Source organism: Nocardioides sp. GCM10028917, assembly GCF_042666175.1.
Taxonomy (GTDB): Bacteria; Actinomycetota; Actinomycetes; order Propionibacteriales; family Nocardioidaceae; genus Nocardioides.
Window position 1 is genome coordinate 806,317 of record NZ_JBHTFL010000007.1, and the last position, 15,458, is coordinate 821,774.

Genomic DNA, 15,458 nt, shown 5'->3' on the forward strand with positions numbered 1-15,458 from the left:
CTTTCATCGATGCGGTCGGTCTCACGAGATGCGGGTCGGGAGGTGGAGCGGGTCACGGGGTGACGGCGGAGCTGGTGGAGCAGGCGGGGCACAGGCCCCAGTAGGTGACCTCGGCCTCGTCGATGATGAAGCCGTGGGTGTCGGAGGCGTGGAGGCACGGGCGTACGCCGACGGCGCAGTCGACGTCGGCGACGACGCCGCACGAGCGGCAGACCGCGTGGTGGTGGTTGTCGCCGACGCGCAGCTCGTAGCGCGCGACCGAGCCGGCAGGCTGGATCCGGCGGACCAGCCCGGAGTCGGTGAGCGCGCCGAGGACGTCGTAGACCGCCTGGTGGGAGACGGTCGGCTCCTCGGTGCGCACCGCGGCGAGGACGCTGCCAGTGTCGGCGTGCGGCTGGCGGCGTACGGCCCTCAGCACGGCGAGCCGCGGCCGGGTGACCCGCAGGTCAGCGCTGCGGAGCAGGTGCTCGAAGTCGTGGTCCTCCATCACGGACCACCCTGCCCCCTATTCTTGAACCAGTCAAGTCTTTGCCCCGGGCCGGACCACTCGCGGGCCAGCAGCGACCAGACCTCGAGGTCCTGCCGCTCCTCGCGGACGGGGAACACCTCGCGCAGCGTGCCCTCGTGGGTGAAGCCGAGCCGCTCGGCGACGCGCCGGCTCGGGTGGTTGCCCGGAGCACAGCGCCACTCGACGCGGTGCAGCCCGCGCTCGACGAACGCCCAGTCGAGCATCGCGGCCACGGCCCGGGTGACGATGCCGCGCCCGCGGGCGGAGGCCGCGAGGAAGACGCCCACCTCCGCGGTCCGCGAGCGGGCGTTGATGCTCGGGAAGAGCGTGCCGCCGACCAGCTCGTCGTCGATCCAGATGCCGTAGAGCCGCCGGCTTCCCTCTCCGCGGCCCTTGGCGAAGGACTCCAGGAAGCCGCGTGCTCCCTCGACGTCCTCGAAGCCCTCCCACGGCAGCCAGTCGTAGAAGTCGGAGCCGTGCGCCCGGAAGAGGCCGGCGAGCTGCTCGGCGTGCCAGGGTTCGAGGTCGGACAGGCGGGCGTCGTCGATCTGCAGGCTCAGCACCCGCGCCACCCTAGGGTGCGGCGGCGTCCAGCCCGGCCGCCTCGCGGAGCCAGTCCCACGCGCGGGCCCGGTCGCGGTCGCTCCCGCGGGTCGTCGGCAGCAGGTGGGTCGGGCGCTCGACCCGGTCGTGCCAGAAGCGACCTGTCGGCGGAGCGGGCTCCACCGCCGCCAGCCACACGCTCGTGTCGGCACCCTGCGCGTCGTCGCGCAGCACCGGCCGGGTGATCCGGCGGAAGGTCGGCAGCGACTCCCGCACGCCGGGGGTGTCGGCCCAGCCGGGGTGCATGGTCGCGACGGTGGTGCCGTCGGCGCCCCACCGGTCGGCGAGCAGCGGGGCGAGCTCGACCTGCCAGCGCTTCGAGCGGGCGTACGACGTCGTGGGCGAGTAGTCGCCGGTGGTGCAGCCCGGGTCGTCCGCGTGGAGCGGCTGGGCGTACATGCCCCCGCTGCTGACCAGCACCACGCGACCGCCGGCTGCGCCGCTGGAGAGGGGACCGCGCAGCGCCTCGGTCATCACCACCGGCCCGACGAGGTGCACCGCCATGCTGAGCTCGAGGCCCTGCGGCGACTCGGTGCGCTCGGGCGGCATCACGCCCGCGTTGTGCACCACCGCGTGGAGGTGGGGGACCTCGGCGGCGAAGCCGGTCGCGAACCGTCGTACGTCGTCGAGGTCGGCGACGTCGCACCGCCACAGCCGCAGCTCCGCGCCGGGGTGCGTGGCGCGGATCCGGTCGGCGACCAGGGTCCCCTTGGCCTCGTCGCGCACGAGGAGGTGCACGACCGCGCCGAGGCCGGACACCCCCGCGACCGTCGCCGCGCCCAGCCCGGAGCTCGCTCCGGTCACGAGGACGTGACGTCCCTCCAGCGCCTGCGGCAGCGGGTCGGCCGGCCAGCCCGGCATCGCCCGCCGCACCGCGAGCCCGATCGTCGTGTAGCCGAGGACCACCGAGCGGTCCATCACCGTGTCGACCGCGCGGGCGAGGGTCGGGCGGGGCATCGCGGAGGTCCTGGGCTCAGCTCGCGTCGAGGCGCGCCAGCTCGTCGGCGGTGAGCTCGATCTCGGCAGCCGCGGCCGAGTCGGTGATCGAGGTGGGCCGCTTGGCGCCCGGGATCGGGATGACGACCGGCGACTGGGCCAGCTCCCAGGCCAGCGCCACCTGCTGTGCGCTGACGCCGCGATCCTGGGCGATCTCGGCGAAGGCGGGGTGCTTGTCGGCGAGCTCCTTGGCGTCGGAGAGGCCGCCGAGCGGGCTCCACGGCAGGAAGGCCAGGCCGAGCTCCTCGCACACGTCGATCTCGGGCCGGCTCGAGCGGAACTTGGGGCTGAACTGGTTCTGCACGCTGACGAGCGCCTCGCCGAGGACGGCGTGAGCGTCGCGGATCTGCTGCGGGTCGGCGTTGGAGAGCCCGACGTGGGCGACCTTGCCGCTGTCGGCGATCTCCTTCAGCGTGCCGATGACGTCGTCGTAGGGGACCTTCGGGTCGGGCCGGTGGTGCTGCCAGAGCGCGATCTGCTCCACGCCGAGGCGCTGCAGGCTGGCGTCGACGGCCTCCCGGAGGTGGGCGGCCGAGCTGTCGGTGTCCCAGCCACCGCCGTCGGTGCGGACGTGGCCGCCCTTGGTGGCGAGCACGACCCGGTCACGGGCGCCGAGCTCGTCGAGGATCGAGGCGATGAGCCGCTCGTTCTCGCCCTGCGCGCCGGCACCCTTCTCGTCGCCGGGGCCGTAGGCGTCGGCGGTGTCGAAGAGCGTGACGCCGGCGTCGAGGGCCGCCGACACGGTGTCGAGGAGCTGCTGGCGGGGCTGGCTGCCGGTTTGGTCGAAGGTCATGAGGCCGAGGCCGATGGCGCCGACCTGGTGCTGTCCGAGAGTGCGCGTCTGCATGTCCTCGACACTACGGCCCGGGAGGTCAGGCGTTCAGCCCCCGAAGGGCGAGGACGTCGTCGGGACCTCCGAGGTCGGGGGTCGCGATGAAGATCGTCGACACCCCCAGCCCCGCGAGCCGGGCCCACCGGTCGCGGTGACCGGCGACGGTCGCGGCGTGCGTGCGGGCGGCGTACGTCGCTGCCGGCGTGCGCCCGCGGAGCGTCTCGACGCGCGCCCACACGTCGTCACGGTCGGCACCCACGACCGGCAGGTCGAGCACGGTCACGGCCACCTCGGACCTGTCCCGACCGACCTCGTCGCAGTGGGCGTGGAGGACGCCCACCAGCCGCGCGAGCTCGGCCTCGTCGGTCGTGCGGAGGTTGCAGGCGTCGCCGTGCTCCGCCGCGACGCGCAGGGTGCGGCGCTCACCCGAGCCGCCGACCACCACCGGGATCGGCCGCGACGGACGGGGGTAGGAGGTCGTCTCGGGCAGCACGACGCCGTGGTCGTCGTACGCCTTGGTGCCGGCCGCCCAGAGCGCCTTCATCGTCACCACGGCCCGCTCGAGGTCGTCGAGGCGCTCGCGGGCCGGCGGGAACGGGATGCCGTAGGCCGCGTGCTCGCGCTCGAACCACCCGGCGCCGACGCCGACGAAGGCGCGGCCCCCGGTCAGCGCCGACAGCGTTGCGGCGGCCTTCGCCGTGACGCCCGCCGGACGGAAGGTCACGGGCGTGCAGAGGGTGCCGAGCTCGAGCCCGGTGCCGGCGGCGGCGATGGCGCCGAGGGCGACCCACGGCTCGGGGACCGGGTCCCAGGCCCGACCGACCTGGGGCACCTGGATGAGGTGGTCCATCAGCGCCAGTCCGGCGAAGCCCGCCTCGTCCGCGGCGCGGGCGACGTCGGTCAGCCAGGCCAGCGGGTCCTCGCCCCACGGGAAGCGGGACACCTGCAGGACGGACCGCAGGCCGAGGCTCGACGTCCGGTCGGCGCGGGACCGGGGAGCAGCCTCGGGGACGGGTGGGGCGGTCACGTCGCCCGCAGCGACCGCGACCACGAGGTCCCATCCCTCGGCGTCGAGCAGGGGGCGTACGTCGCGCACCGAGCGCAGCTGGCCGGCGAGCACCGGCGCCGGGACCGGACGGTCGCGGGTGGCGTTGCGGCGCCGACACTCCGCGTCCGGGGTGTCGAGGAGGACGGCGACGGCCGGCAGGCCGCACGCACGGGCCGCGTCCAGCCAGGCGCGTCGCTTCGTCGCGTCGATCCCGAGGGTGTCGACCACGGTGGTCAGACGACGGCCGAGCCGCGCGGCGACGATGGTCTCGAGGACGGCGAACGCGTCGGTCGAGGCGTCGAGGTCGTGCGGACCGCTGCCCAGGACGCCGCGGAGGGCGTCGGAGGAGACGACCTCCTCGGCGCGGTAGCGGGCCGCTGCCCAGGTCGACTTGCCGGCCCCCGAGGCGCCGACGAGCACCACAAGGGCTGGATCGGGAAGTCGCACCCGCCCAGTCTGGCCCAGCGGTGGCCTCAGTCCAGGTCGATCGTGCCGACCCAGCGCTCGCCGGGGTCACCGCCCCAGGCGTCCCACGCGACGCGGCCCGGGGACGGGAAACCGTCCCCGCCCCGCGTGAAGCCCTCGGCGTCCTTGTCGACGGTGTGCCGGGCGAAGTACGCCTGCATCTTCTTCACGTCGCCGTCGCTCACGTCCTTGCCGTCGGCGAGCTGGTGGGCGCGGTGGCGCCCCACGTCGGTGAAGCCCTTGCCCGCCCTGCCCTCCTCGATCCAGCGGACGGCACGCTGGGCCGCCTCCTGCACGTCCTTCGGTGGCTGGTGTCCCATGCCCTCGACGCTAGGCAGGTCGTGGCGCTGCCGCCTCACCCCGTCGACGGGTCCGCCGAGGATCGATACTGGCGGCATGGCCGTGGTCGACGACGTGCTCCCGTTGGGGTCCAGCCTGGACCGGTCCTACGTGGTGACCGTCCGGGGTCGTCTGAAGTTCCGGGTGGGCGCGATCGTCTACACGGCGTTCTCCCAGGACGAGTCGGTGATGGGGTTCGCCTTCCCCAGGGAGGAACGGGCCGCCCTCGTGGACAGCGATCCACGCTTCCACCTGCCGAGCGAGGCGGACATGCGGTTCAGCTGGGTCCATGCGACGCTCGCCGACCTCGACCCCGCGGAGGCACGCGAGCTGGTCGTCGACGCCTGGCGGATGGTCGTCCCGCAGAAGGTGACGCGCGCCTGGGACGACGCCCACCCCGACGGACCCGGCTGACCGAGCCGTCGCGGCAGGCGCCGACGCCGGGTCAGGTCGGGTCAGGCCGGGGCGCGCAGGGTCCGCGCGACGACCGGGACCACCACCGCGGCGGCGAGCAGGTGGAGCGCGACGAGCGTCGCCGCCGTGGCTGCGTCGGCCGCGGCCAGGAAGGGCGGCACGAGAGACAGCGCCGTCAGCACCGCGGTCGTCCGCAGCCACCACTGCACCGGGCTGCCGCTCCACCGCGACAGGGCCGCGGCGATGAGCACCCCGAGGACCGAGAAGACCACGGTGACGAAGGCGATGCCGGCCACCGGGATCGCCTCGCCCCCCGTGACCTCGAGGTCGACGCCGGCAGCCCGGGCGAGGGCCGCGACGACGGCGTTGAGCGCCGCAGCCGCGGCCGCGGCACCCAGCCCGGTGGCCGCGAGGCGCCGGCCGCGGCTCATCGCTCGCCGCCCTCGGCCGGCAGGCGTTCGGGCAGGCCCAGCGAGTCGAACCGTTCGGCGCCGAAGATGGTGACCTCGGTGACCTGGTCGCCGGTGACCCGCAGCACGTCGATCGTGAGGGGGAGGTGCGCCCCCTGCTCGTCGTTCCAGAGGTAGTAGGCGACCGCGGGCTGGCGGTTGACCGACGTCGGGACCGCCCGCAGGCCGGTCATCTCCGGGTAGCCGTTGGCGGTCCAGTCCGCGACGACCGCGTCCCGGCCGACGAGGAGGCCCTCCCACGGCGGCATCGAGTAGCGCACGTCGTGCCGCAGCATGGTGGCCACCGTGTCGATGTCGGCGGAGACGCTGGCGTCGGTGAAGCGGCGCACGAGGTCGCGGTTCTCCACGTCACCGTCGTCACCGGTCCACTCCTGCCGCTCGTGGGGCAGGTGCTCGCGCATCCCCGCGCGGGCCCGCTGGAGCGCGCTGTTGACCGAGTTCACCGAGTCGCCGAGCAGGGCCGCGACCTCCTTGGCCGGCCAGCCCATCACGTCGCGCAGGATCAGCGCGGCGCGCGGACGTGGGGCGAGGTGCTGCACCGCGACGACGTACGCGAGCTCGATGGTCTCCCGCGCGAGCGCCTTGCTCTCCGGGCCGTCGGCACCGTCGGCGGGCAGCTCGTCGAGGAGGCTGTCGGGGTAGGGCTGCAGCCACCTCACCTCACCGCCGCGCGCCGGCTCGGGCCGCCGCTGCGCGATCAGGTCGAGGCACGTGTTGGTGGCGATGCGGTAGAGCCACGCCCGCACCGTCGAGCGCCCCTCGTACGTCTCCCGGGCGCGCCAGGCCTTGAGGAACGTCTCCTGAACCGCGTCCTCGGCGTCCTGGAACGACCCGAGCATCCGGTAGCAGTGGACGTGCAGCTCCCGCCGGTGCCGCTCGGTCAGCTCCGCGAACGCGCTCTCGTCCATGTCCGCCAGGTCGCTCACGTGGACCTCCTCCACCCTCATCTCGACCGTCATGGCCCATCCTCCTCGTCGTGGTGTCCTGTCACACGTATGACGGAGGCGGGCGCCGGAACTCATCAGTCAGGACCCGGACGCCTCGGTTCTCCGGTTGAACGGCCCGCGCCGGGGGGCGCACATCACCCCCCTGGGGGTAATCCCCCCACTCCCCGGTTCGGCTTACGGTCGAGCCCCGTCCAGCCGTGAGATCAGAGGCACGCATGTCCCGTCCGCTGCGCTACCTGTCCCTGCTCGTCTCCGCCGTCGTCGCCCTCGCGGGCCTGCAGGCACTGGCGCTGTCCGGCACGGCCGCCCCACCCGACGACGGCTACTGGACGGCCACCGACCAACGGCCCGGCGGCGACCGGGGTGCCAACGAGCGACGGGTGGAGCCGCGGCGCTACGCGGCCTTCACCCTTGACCGCGCCGGTCTCCGCGCGGCCCTGGACCGGGCTCCCGCAGAGGACGCCGCCCGCGACGGGGGTGCGGTCGTGACCGTGCCCGCACCCAACGGCGACCTCATCGACTTCCGGGTCGTAGAGGTGGCCGTGATGGAGCAGGGCCTCGCCGCGCGCCACCCGGAGCTGACGACGTACGCCGGCCGCGCAGTCGCCGACCCCACCGCCACCATCAGGCTCGACCTCACGCCGATGGGCTTCCACGCCTCTGTCCGCGGTGACGGCAACCGCGCCGCGTGGTACGTCGACCCGGCGTGGAACGGCGATGACAGCATCTACCTCTCCTACCGGCACGGTGACCTGCCGCGCAGCGACCGCGGCCTGGTCGAGCCCGAGATCGACGCGGACACCGTCAAGCACCTCGGCACCAGCCTGGCCGAGACACCCGGCACCGAGGTGAGCCTGCGGACCTACCGCCTCGCGCTCGTGACCGACCCGTCCTACGCCGGCCACTTCGGCACGCAGAACGTGCTCGCGGAGAAGGTCACCCTGATGAACAGGGTCAACCACATCTACAACGACGACCTCGCGGTCCGGATGCTCCTGATCGACGACACCGACAAGCTCAACCTCGACACTGCCGCGAAGGCCACCGAGGCGAACGGTCCGTGCGGCTCGGCCCCCTGCTTCCCTCCGGCCACGCTGAGCGGAGGCTGCACCGGTGCCTTGCTCAACCGCAACCGCATCGTGCTCGGCCAGCTCGTCGGGGCATCGAACTACGACGTGGGCCACATCGGGCTCGGCATCAACGGGGGCGGCGTCGCCGGCTTGGGCGTGATCGGTGGCGACGGGAAGGCCCGCGGCTGCACCGGCCTCCCCAACCCCGAGGGCGACTACTTCGCGGTCGACTACGTCGCGCACGAGATCGGCCACCAGTTCGGCGGCCCGCACACCTTCAACGGCACCGAGTACAACTGCTCCGGCAACCGTGGCGGCTCGCCGTACGAGCCCGGCTCGGGCAGCTCCATCATGGCCTACGCCGGCATCTGCCAGCAGGACAACCTGCAGCCGCACAGCGACCCGTACTTCTCGCAGCGGAGCATCACCGACATCAGCAACACCGTGACCGCTTCTCGTGCGCCGATCAATGACGTCCAGACGGTGTCGCTGCGTGACTTCGACACCGACGGCGAGTCGTTCACGCTGAGCTTCAACGGCACGCAGACCGCGCCGATCGTGCGTGGCACCAGCTACTCCCTCGCCGGCATCGACGCGGCCATCGAGGCCGTGACGGGCGTCGGGAGCGTGGAGGTGCGCGGGTTCGGTGACCTGAGGGTGACCGCGCCTCCGCCCGGCAACGTCCCGACGCTGGATGACACCGGTTTCGAGGTGCGCTTCACCGGCGCGCCGTACGCCGGCACCGACGTCGCCGCGCTCGGCTTCACGACGGCCTCGGGCGACGTCACGGGCTTCGTGGGCGAGACGGCCCAAGGCGGTCCGCAGCGCAACGGCGGCTACACCGTCACCCCCACGCGCAACCGCGCCCCCGTCGCCACCGCGCCGGTGACGAAGACGATCCCGATCCGGACACCGTTCGCCCTCACCGGTCAGGCGACCGACCCTGACGGTGACGCGCTCGTCTACATCTGGGAGCAGAACGACCGCGGCGGCGCCGCTGGCACGACGCTCGGCAGCCAGACCAAGATCAACGGCCCTCTGTTCCGGATCTTCGGACAGTACGCCCCGGTGACTCCCGCCGGCACGCTGCAGATCGAGTCCCCGGGCGAGAACCTCGCGACGTCCGACCCGACGCGCGTCTTCCCGGACATGGCGCAGATCCTGGCCAACAACACCAACGCCAACACGGGCACCTGCCCACCGATGCCGCCCAAGCCGGCCACCGGCGGCGCCACCAACGTGCCGGTCCCGGTGGTCGAGTGCTTCGCGGAGTGGCTGCCGACGGCCGACTACGTCGGGGCCCCCGCGAACCCGGCCGTCGGGTGGGCCGGCAACACCGAGCCGTCGCTCAACTTCCGGTTCACCGCCCGTGACCTCGCTCCCGAGGGCGGTGGCTACGCCTACGGCGACGTCAAGCTGCTGCTCGACACGAACAGGGACAGGAGCGCGTTCCGGGTGACGTCGAAGGACGCCACGCCGGCAACTGCGGTCGGCGGCCGCACCGAGACGATCTCCTGGACCGCCGGCTTCGCGGACCTGTCGCCCCACGTGAGGATCAGCCTGTCGACGGACGGCGGGCTGACCTACCCGCGGGTCCTCGTGGCGAGCACCCCGAACGACGGCACCGCCGAGGTCACCTGGCCGGACGTGGCCACGACGACCGCCCGGATCAAGGTCGAGGCGGTGGAGAACTACTTCTTCGACGTCAACGACGCCGACATCACGATCGTGCCCGACGGGACCACCCCCGCCCCGACCCCGGCCACCACCCCGACCACCACCCCGACCCCTACCCCGACCACGCCGCCGGCCGCCAAGGTCGCGCCGCGCATCTCGACCAAGATGGTCAAGCCGGTCGAGGTCGACACCCGCGTCAAGCTGCGGGTGACCGTGCGTGCCAAGGGCGTCGTGCCGTCCGGCAAGGTCAAGATCGCGATGAAGGGCGCAGGGAAGTCACGGTCGTGGACCAAGATGCTCAGCGTCCGCGGTCGCACGAGCGTCCTGCTCCCGCGCTTCGCCCGCACCGGAAAGGCCAAGGTCGTGGTCCGCTACCGCGGTGACGACCGGGTCCAGGCCGGCAAGAAGAGGATCAGGTTCGCGGTGGTCGACCGCCGCACCGTGCGCTGAGCGGCACGAGCCGGGTGAGGGGCCGTCGGTGGCGACACCGGCGGCCCCTCGTACGTCACGAGCCGTCACCGCGTCCTTCCGGGACGTGTCGCCCGGTCCGGGTGATCCACTCGGCCCGCCCGACCGCGACGATCGCTCGATGGAAGCACCGGTGCTGGTCATCGTCGGGGTGGTGCTGGCGGTCGGAGGCATCTGGTCGGCCCGCCTGGTGCTGGTGTGCGCAGGGGCGGGGGCAGCCTGGCTGGTGGCAGACGCCTTCGGGGCGAGTCTGGGCACGTCGGCGCTGGTCGCGGCCGCCAGCGGCCTGCTCGCCCTGCTCGTCGGAGTGCTCGCCTCGCGCGTGCTGTTCTTCGTCGTCGGGCTGGTGGGGGGCACGTCTCTTCACCATCCTCGACACCGGTGATGCGAGCATCCTGCTCGCCGTCGTCTTCGTGCCCGCTGTCGCCGTCGTAGGCGGGGTGGCGCTCGAACGCTGGCGGGACCGGTTGATCGGATGGGCGACCGCGATCGGTGGCTCCGCCCTCGTGCTGGCCGGACTCGGCCGCACCGACTCCGGCGCCCGGGTCGTCGGCGATCCGGGGGACTACGGGGAGCAGGCGATCTCCGTCGCGGCCTGGGTCCTCCTGGCGGTCCTGGCCCGCGTCGTCCAGCGACGGGTCGCCGGGTCACGTGGCGGCCGGTCGTCGTGACCCCGGACGGGTCGACGGCCGGCAGGGCGTCACCCGGTGCACACGCCGGCGATCACGAGCGACCCCGCCCGCCGTGGCTCCGGCCGCTGGTCATCGTGGTCATCGTCCTGGTGTGCGGGTGGCTGGCGACGACGTTCCTGGGCGCCATCGACTGGTCGTCCGTCGGGGAGGCGCTCAGCAGGCTGACCGCGTGGCAGGTGCTGGTGCTGCTGCTGGTGCTACTCGTCCGGCAGACGCTCAACGCGCTCCCGCTCTCCCTGTTCATCCGCGGTCTCAGCGCGGCGCGCGCGTTGCTCAACGACCTCGTGGCGTCCCTGACGGCCGTCGTCGCCCCTCCTCCGGGCGACCTCGTCGCACGGGTGGCGATGTTCCGCGCCTGGGGGATCGACCCCGTGCGCGGGCTCGCCGGGGCCACGATGAACATGGTCGTCTTCTACGTGAACCGCTTCGCCGCCCCGCTCGTCGGCCTTCCGGTCCTCATGGTCCTGGGCAGCGGCACCCCGCCGGTGGCCGGCGCCGTGGTGAGCATCGCGATCGCGGTCGCGCTCGCCGTTCTCGTCTCGCTGGCGGTCCGTCGTGAGGAGCACGCCGCCCGGCTGGGGAGGACGGCCGCTGGCATCGTGGGGCGGGTGCGCTCCTCGGTGGACCCGGACGCGTGGGTCCGCTCGTCGACCGGGTTCCAGCAGCACATCGTGGCCGACTACCGCCGCGCCTTCCCACGGTCGCTGCTCGCGCTGAGCGCCATGGTCCTCGCGGATGCCTGCATCCTGCTGCTGGCCATCCGGTTCGTGGGCGTCACCGCGGAGGCGGTGCCGGCGTACGAGGTGATCGGCATCTTCTTCCTCGCCTACCCCCTGACCCTGCCGCCGATGATGGGACTGGGCATCTACGACGTCGTCCTGCTCGCGGCGTTCATGGAGGTCGGCGGCGACGCGCTCGAGCCCGAGCTGGTGGCGGCGCTCACGGTGTGGCGAGCCGTGACGATCCTCGGCCCGGTCATGCTCGGTGGGGTCGTGGCCCTCGTGTGGCGACGACGCCTGGGCGAGGCGAGCGGGGACACACCGTGACCGGGTCAGCGAACCTCGAAGAAGAGCCCCTCGCCGCCCCGGGTGACGACCAGGAGGTGGTCGTGGAGCTCGGCGTTGTCGCTCGCGCCGTCGAGCAGCGCCAGCACGGCCCGCTCGGTCTGACCGGCCGGACCGGTGCAGCGCCCTCGCTGGAGCGTCACGTTGGAGAAGACCAGTGCCTGATCCTCGACCTGCACGGTGACGCGTCCACTCCGGCACCCGGTGAAGAGGCGGGACAGTCCGTCCGCTCCGACGTCGAGCCGCGGGCGTCTGGTGTCGACCGGCAGTCGGGACACGGCGCCGTCGGACACGGTGCCGATGGCGGTCCAGGTGCGCCCGAGCAGGCTGTCGAGGTCGTCGGAGGTGTCGGTCTCCAGCTCGATCGTGACCCCGTCGGCCTGCAGCGTCAGGGCGTCGCCCTCGACCGTCGCGTCGACGCCGGACCGGAACAGGTCGGTGAGCCAGCGGTCCTGCTCGAGGAAGTCGGGATCGCACATCATCATCGTGGCGGCCGGCTCGGACGTCCACGCGAGGGTCGTGCCGTCGACCTCGAACGGTCCGAACGCGGTGTTGCACCCTGTCCAGACCGACATGGTGTCGCCGTCGAACCCGACCTCGATGGTCGTCCCCTCCGCCAGCTCGGCGCCCTCGACGGACGTCGAGGCGTACGACCGTCCGTCCAACGCAGCCGGATCGAGGGTGGAGGTCGAGGCGTCCGTCGTGGACGGGGACGGCGAGGAGGACGAGTCGGAGCTGTCGGCGCACGCTGCGGTCAGCGTGACGACGAGCAGCGCGGCCGCAGCACCACGTCCGCCCATGCGCGTCCCCGTTCCCCGGCTCGGACGCACCAGTCTGGTGAGGTCCCGGCGTGGGGTCCTCCCCCGTCCCGGGTGAGCCCTCCAGCCGCGCCGGGCCAACACGATGGGCCCATGCGTCCAGGCAACGCGGTGCCGCGGCAGCCGTCGTTGAGCGATGCCCTGATCCCGCTGGCGACCCTGGCGCTGCTCATCGGCGGGTCGCTCGCGCTGTTCGGCCTCGACGCCCTGGACGGCCCCATCCAGGTGGCACTCGTGCTGTGCGCGGGCGTCGCGGCGCTCGTCGCCGTCAAGAACGGTCATGAGTGGGCGGAGGTCCAGACGGCCGGGCAGGGGGCGATGGCGTCGGTCACCAGTGCTGTGTTCATCCTGCTGGCGGTGGGTGCGCTCATCGGGACCTGGAACCTGTCGGGCACGATCCCCACGCTCGTCTACTACGGGATCCAGGTGCTCGCGCCGGGTTGGTACTACGCCGCGACCGCGCTCATCTGTGCCGTCGTGGCACTGAGCATCGGCAGCTCGTGGACGACGGCCGGCACGATCGGCGTCGGCCTCGTCGGCATCGCGACGATGCTCGGCGTCTCGCCGGCGATCACCGCCGGTGCAGTCATCTCGGGTGCGTACCTGGGCGACAAGACGTCCCCACTGTCGGAGACCACGATCCTGACCGCGCAGATGGTGAAGGTGGACGTCTATGCCCACATCCGGCGTCAGGTCTGGACGTCCGTGCCGGCGTTCCTCGTCGCGCTCGCCGTGTTCTTCGTGCTGGGGCTCGCCCACGTCGGCGAGACTGAGGACACCGTGTCGACGACGACCGAGCTCGACGCACTGTCCGACGTCTTCTGGATCAGCCCGGTCAACCTGCTGCCGCTGGTCCTGCTCGCCTACCTGTCGATCCGGAAGGTGCCGGCGTCGCTCGCGCTGATCGCCTCTGCCCTGTTCGCGGGCGCGCTCGCCGCGTTCACCCAGCCCGAGGTGGTGGCCGCCTTCGTCAGCGGCACCGGGAACGTCGTGGTGGAGTCGATCAAGGCCGTGTGGCAGGCGATGGCGACGGGGTTCGACATCGACACCGGACTCACCGAGGTGGACCAGCTGGTGTCCCGCGGTGGCATGGACTCCATGCTGCTCACCCTCTGGCTGATCTTCGGGGCAGTGACCTTCGGCGCCTTGCTGGAGCACTTCGGCCTGATCGCGCGCCTGGTCGACCCGATGATCGCCTCGGCCACCAGCACCGGGCGGCTGTTCCTGACGGTCTTCGCGTGCGGGTTCGGCCTCAACGTCGTCGCCGGGGACCAGTACATCGCGCTGGTGCTCCCGTCCCGCGTGTTCCGCCTCGAGTTCGCCCAGCGGGGCCTCGCCCCGACCAACCTGTCGCGGCTGGCCGCCGACAGCGGCACCGTCACCTCGCCCCTCGTGCCGTGGAACTCGTGCGGGGCCTTCATGGGAGCCACCCTCGGCGTCTCCACCCTCCTCTACGCCCCCTACGCCATCTTCTGCTACGCCAGTCCGCTGCTGAGCGTCGTGTACGGCTACACGGGGTTCCGCATCGAGAAGACCGAGCCGCTCGACGCGGCGAAGGAGCGCACATGACCGCAAGCGAGCAGAGGACCGCGGCGGAGCCGCACGCAGTCCAGAAGATGACGCTGCCGACCCTCACCGCCATGGTCATCGGCGGCATGGTGGGTGCGGGGGTGTTCTCGCTGCCGGCCCGGTTCGGCGTCGCCACCGGGATCCTCGGCTCGCTGATCGCCTGGGCGATCGCCGGCGCCGGCATGCTCATGCTGGCCTTCGTCTTCCAGAACCTCGCGCTCCGCAAGCCCGAGCTGGACTCGGGTGTCTTCATCTACGCCAAGGCAGGCTTCGGTGACTACGCCGGCTTCAACTCCGCCATCGGCTTCTGGGCGAGCACCGTGGCGGGCAACGCCTTCTACTGGGTGTTCATCACCGCGACGCTGGGCGCCTTCTTCGACAGCTTCGGGGACGGTGACACCGTCCTGGCGCTCGTGCTCTCGACGGTGGGGGTCTGGTCCTTCCACGTCCTCATCGCCCGCGGGGTGAGGGACGCGGCGGTGATCAACCGCATCGTCACGATCTTCAAGATCATCCCGATCCTCGTGTTCATCGTGGTGCTGCTCGTGAACCTCGACGCCGGCGTGTTCGCCGACAACTGGACCGCCTACGGCTACGGCGACCTCGGCTCGCTGGACGAGCAGGTGCGCAACACGATGATCATCACGACGTTCGTGTTCATCGGGATCGAAGGGGCGAGCGTGTACTCGCGCTACGCCCAGAAGCGCGAGGACGTCGGCCGCGCCACCGTGATGGGTTTCCTCAGCGTGCTGTCGATCTTCTCGCTCGTGACGCTCTCGAGCTATGCCGTCCTTCCCCAGCCCGAGATCGCCGACACCCGGCAGCCGTCGATGGTCGGCCTGTTCGCGTACGTCGTCGGCGACTGGGGCGAGACGTTCATCAGCATCGCGGTGATCGTCTCGGTGCTGGGTGCCTACCTCGCCTGGACGCTGATGGCGGCCGAGGTGATGTACATCCCCGCGCGCAACGACGACCTTCCCGCGTTCCTGGGCCGCGAGAACGACCACGGCACCCCGATCACGGCCCTCGTCGTCACCTCGATCGCCGTGCAGTCCGTGCTGCTGCTGACCCTGGTGGTGACCGACGCGCTCAACTTCCTCCTCGACCTGTCCACCAGCCTGGCCCTGCTGCCCTACCTGCTCGCTGCCGCCTACTCGCTGAAGCTCGCCCTGACCGGGGAGTCGTACGAGGACGAGACGCCCCGCGTCAAGCTCCGGGAGGGGATCGTCGCCGGAGCAGCCACGGTCTACACGCTGTTCCTCTTCGATGCCGCCGGCCTGAAGTTCCTGCTGCTGTCCGCGGTGCTCCTGGCACCGGCGTCGCTCCTCTACGTCAAGGCGCGCAGCGAGCGCGGGCGTCGCATCTTCACCCCGACCGAGGTCGGGCTCTTCCTCATCATCGTGGCCGCCGGCGTCGTCGGCGTCGTCGGCCTGTGGACCGGCCGGATCACCCTGTGACCAACCGCACGGAAGGAACGA

General features: G+C 72.2%; 16 protein-coding genes. 7 read left to right on the forward strand and 9 right to left on the reverse strand.

Annotation, left to right across the window (positions count from 1 at the left end; translation table 11 throughout):
- Positions 1–52: 52 nt before the first annotated feature.
- From ACFQW6_RS13275 to ACFQW6_RS13300, 6 genes are read right to left on the reverse strand one after another with little or no spacing between them, the layout of a single operon-like run.
- A complete protein-coding gene (locus ACFQW6_RS13275; RefSeq protein WP_378545822.1) occupies positions 53–487 on the reverse strand; it encodes a Fur family transcriptional regulator in 435 nt (144 codons plus the stop codon).
- Positions 487–1,071: a GNAT family N-acetyltransferase gene (locus ACFQW6_RS13280; protein WP_378545825.1), complete on the reverse strand. Its 585-nt coding sequence runs from the start codon at positions 1,069–1,071 to the stop codon at positions 487–489. The genes ACFQW6_RS13275 and ACFQW6_RS13280 overlap by 1 nt, the downstream gene beginning before the upstream one ends.
- A gap of 10 nt (positions 1,072–1,081) precedes the next feature.
- Positions 1,082–2,068, reverse strand: coding sequence for an SDR family NAD(P)-dependent oxidoreductase (locus ACFQW6_RS13285; protein WP_378545828.1), 987 nt, complete (start codon positions 2,066–2,068; stop codon positions 1,082–1,084).
- 16 nt (positions 2,069–2,084) lie between these two features.
- Positions 2,085–2,954: an aldo/keto reductase gene (locus ACFQW6_RS13290; protein WP_378545831.1), complete on the reverse strand. Its 870-nt coding sequence runs from the start codon at positions 2,952–2,954 to the stop codon at positions 2,085–2,087.
- 25 nt (positions 2,955–2,979) lie between these two features.
- Entirely contained in the window at positions 2,980–4,434 is a 1,455-nt protein-coding gene (locus ACFQW6_RS13295; RefSeq protein ID WP_378545834.1) for an LLM class flavin-dependent oxidoreductase, read from the reverse strand.
- Positions 4,435–4,460: 26 nt separating this feature from the next.
- Positions 4,461–4,772, reverse strand: coding sequence for a hypothetical protein (locus tag ACFQW6_RS13300; protein WP_378545837.1), 312 nt, complete (start codon positions 4,770–4,772; stop codon positions 4,461–4,463).
- 76 nt (positions 4,773–4,848) lie between these two features.
- Between ACFQW6_RS13300 and ACFQW6_RS13305 the strand changes: the two genes are divergently transcribed.
- Positions 4,849–5,205: an MmcQ/YjbR family DNA-binding protein gene (locus tag ACFQW6_RS13305; protein ID WP_378545840.1), complete on the forward strand. Its 357-nt coding sequence runs from the start codon at positions 4,849–4,851 to the stop codon at positions 5,203–5,205.
- A gap of 41 nt (positions 5,206–5,246) precedes the next feature.
- On the opposite strand, the gene ACFQW6_RS13310 is transcribed toward ACFQW6_RS13305, so the two are convergent.
- Together ACFQW6_RS13310 and ACFQW6_RS13315 are read right to left on the reverse strand one after the other, a co-directional pair.
- A complete protein-coding gene (locus tag ACFQW6_RS13310; protein ID WP_378545843.1) occupies positions 5,247–5,636 on the reverse strand; it encodes a DUF6069 family protein in 390 nt (129 codons plus the stop codon).
- On the reverse strand, positions 5,633–6,634 hold the full coding sequence (locus ACFQW6_RS13315; RefSeq protein WP_378545846.1) for an RNA polymerase subunit sigma-70: 1,002 nt from the start codon (positions 6,632–6,634) through the stop codon (positions 5,633–5,635). The genes ACFQW6_RS13310 and ACFQW6_RS13315 overlap by 4 nt, the downstream gene beginning before the upstream one ends.
- A 203-nt stretch (positions 6,635–6,837) precedes the next feature.
- Between ACFQW6_RS13315 and ACFQW6_RS13320 the strand changes: the two genes are divergently transcribed.
- The 4 genes from ACFQW6_RS13320 to ACFQW6_RS13335 all read left to right on the forward strand — a co-directional run bounded on the left by ACFQW6_RS13320 (position 6,838) and on the right by ACFQW6_RS13335 (position 11,575).
- The gene (locus ACFQW6_RS13320) at positions 6,838–9,819 is read left to right on the forward strand and encodes a M12 family metallo-peptidase (protein ID WP_378545849.1); all 2,982 of its coding nucleotides are present in this window, start codon (positions 6,838–6,840) and stop codon (positions 9,817–9,819) included.
- A gap of 139 nt (positions 9,820–9,958) precedes the next feature.
- Complete coding sequence (locus tag ACFQW6_RS13325; protein WP_378545852.1) at positions 9,959–10,222, forward strand: hypothetical protein; 264 nt, start codon at positions 9,959–9,961, stop codon at positions 10,220–10,222.
- 28 nt (positions 10,223–10,250) lie between these two features.
- The gene (locus ACFQW6_RS13330) at positions 10,251–10,508 is read left to right on the forward strand and encodes a hypothetical protein (RefSeq protein WP_378545855.1); all 258 of its coding nucleotides are present in this window, start codon (positions 10,251–10,253) and stop codon (positions 10,506–10,508) included.
- A gap of 95 nt (positions 10,509–10,603) precedes the next feature.
- Entirely contained in the window at positions 10,604–11,575 is a 972-nt protein-coding gene (locus tag ACFQW6_RS13335; protein ID WP_378545858.1) for a lysylphosphatidylglycerol synthase domain-containing protein, read from the forward strand.
- 5 nt (positions 11,576–11,580) lie between these two features.
- Here the strand turns inward: ACFQW6_RS13335 and ACFQW6_RS13340 are convergent, their stop codons facing one another.
- Positions 11,581–12,393 carry an META domain-containing protein gene (locus tag ACFQW6_RS13340; protein WP_378545861.1) on the reverse strand — a complete coding sequence of 271 codons (813 nt, stop codon included), beginning with the start codon at positions 12,391–12,393 and terminating at the stop codon, positions 11,581–11,583.
- Between the two features lie 111 nt (positions 12,394–12,504).
- Between ACFQW6_RS13340 and nhaC the strand changes: the two genes are divergently transcribed.
- The gene (gene nhaC, locus ACFQW6_RS13345) at positions 12,505–13,980 is read left to right on the forward strand and encodes a Na+/H+ antiporter NhaC (RefSeq protein WP_378545864.1); all 1,476 of its coding nucleotides are present in this window, start codon (positions 12,505–12,507) and stop codon (positions 13,978–13,980) included.
- Positions 13,977–15,437 carry a basic amino acid/polyamine antiporter gene (locus tag ACFQW6_RS13350; protein WP_378545867.1) on the forward strand — a complete coding sequence of 487 codons (1,461 nt, stop codon included), beginning with the start codon at positions 13,977–13,979 and terminating at the stop codon, positions 15,435–15,437. Before nhaC ends, ACFQW6_RS13350 begins: the two co-directional genes overlap by 4 nt.
- Positions 15,438–15,458 lie beyond the last annotated feature (21 nt).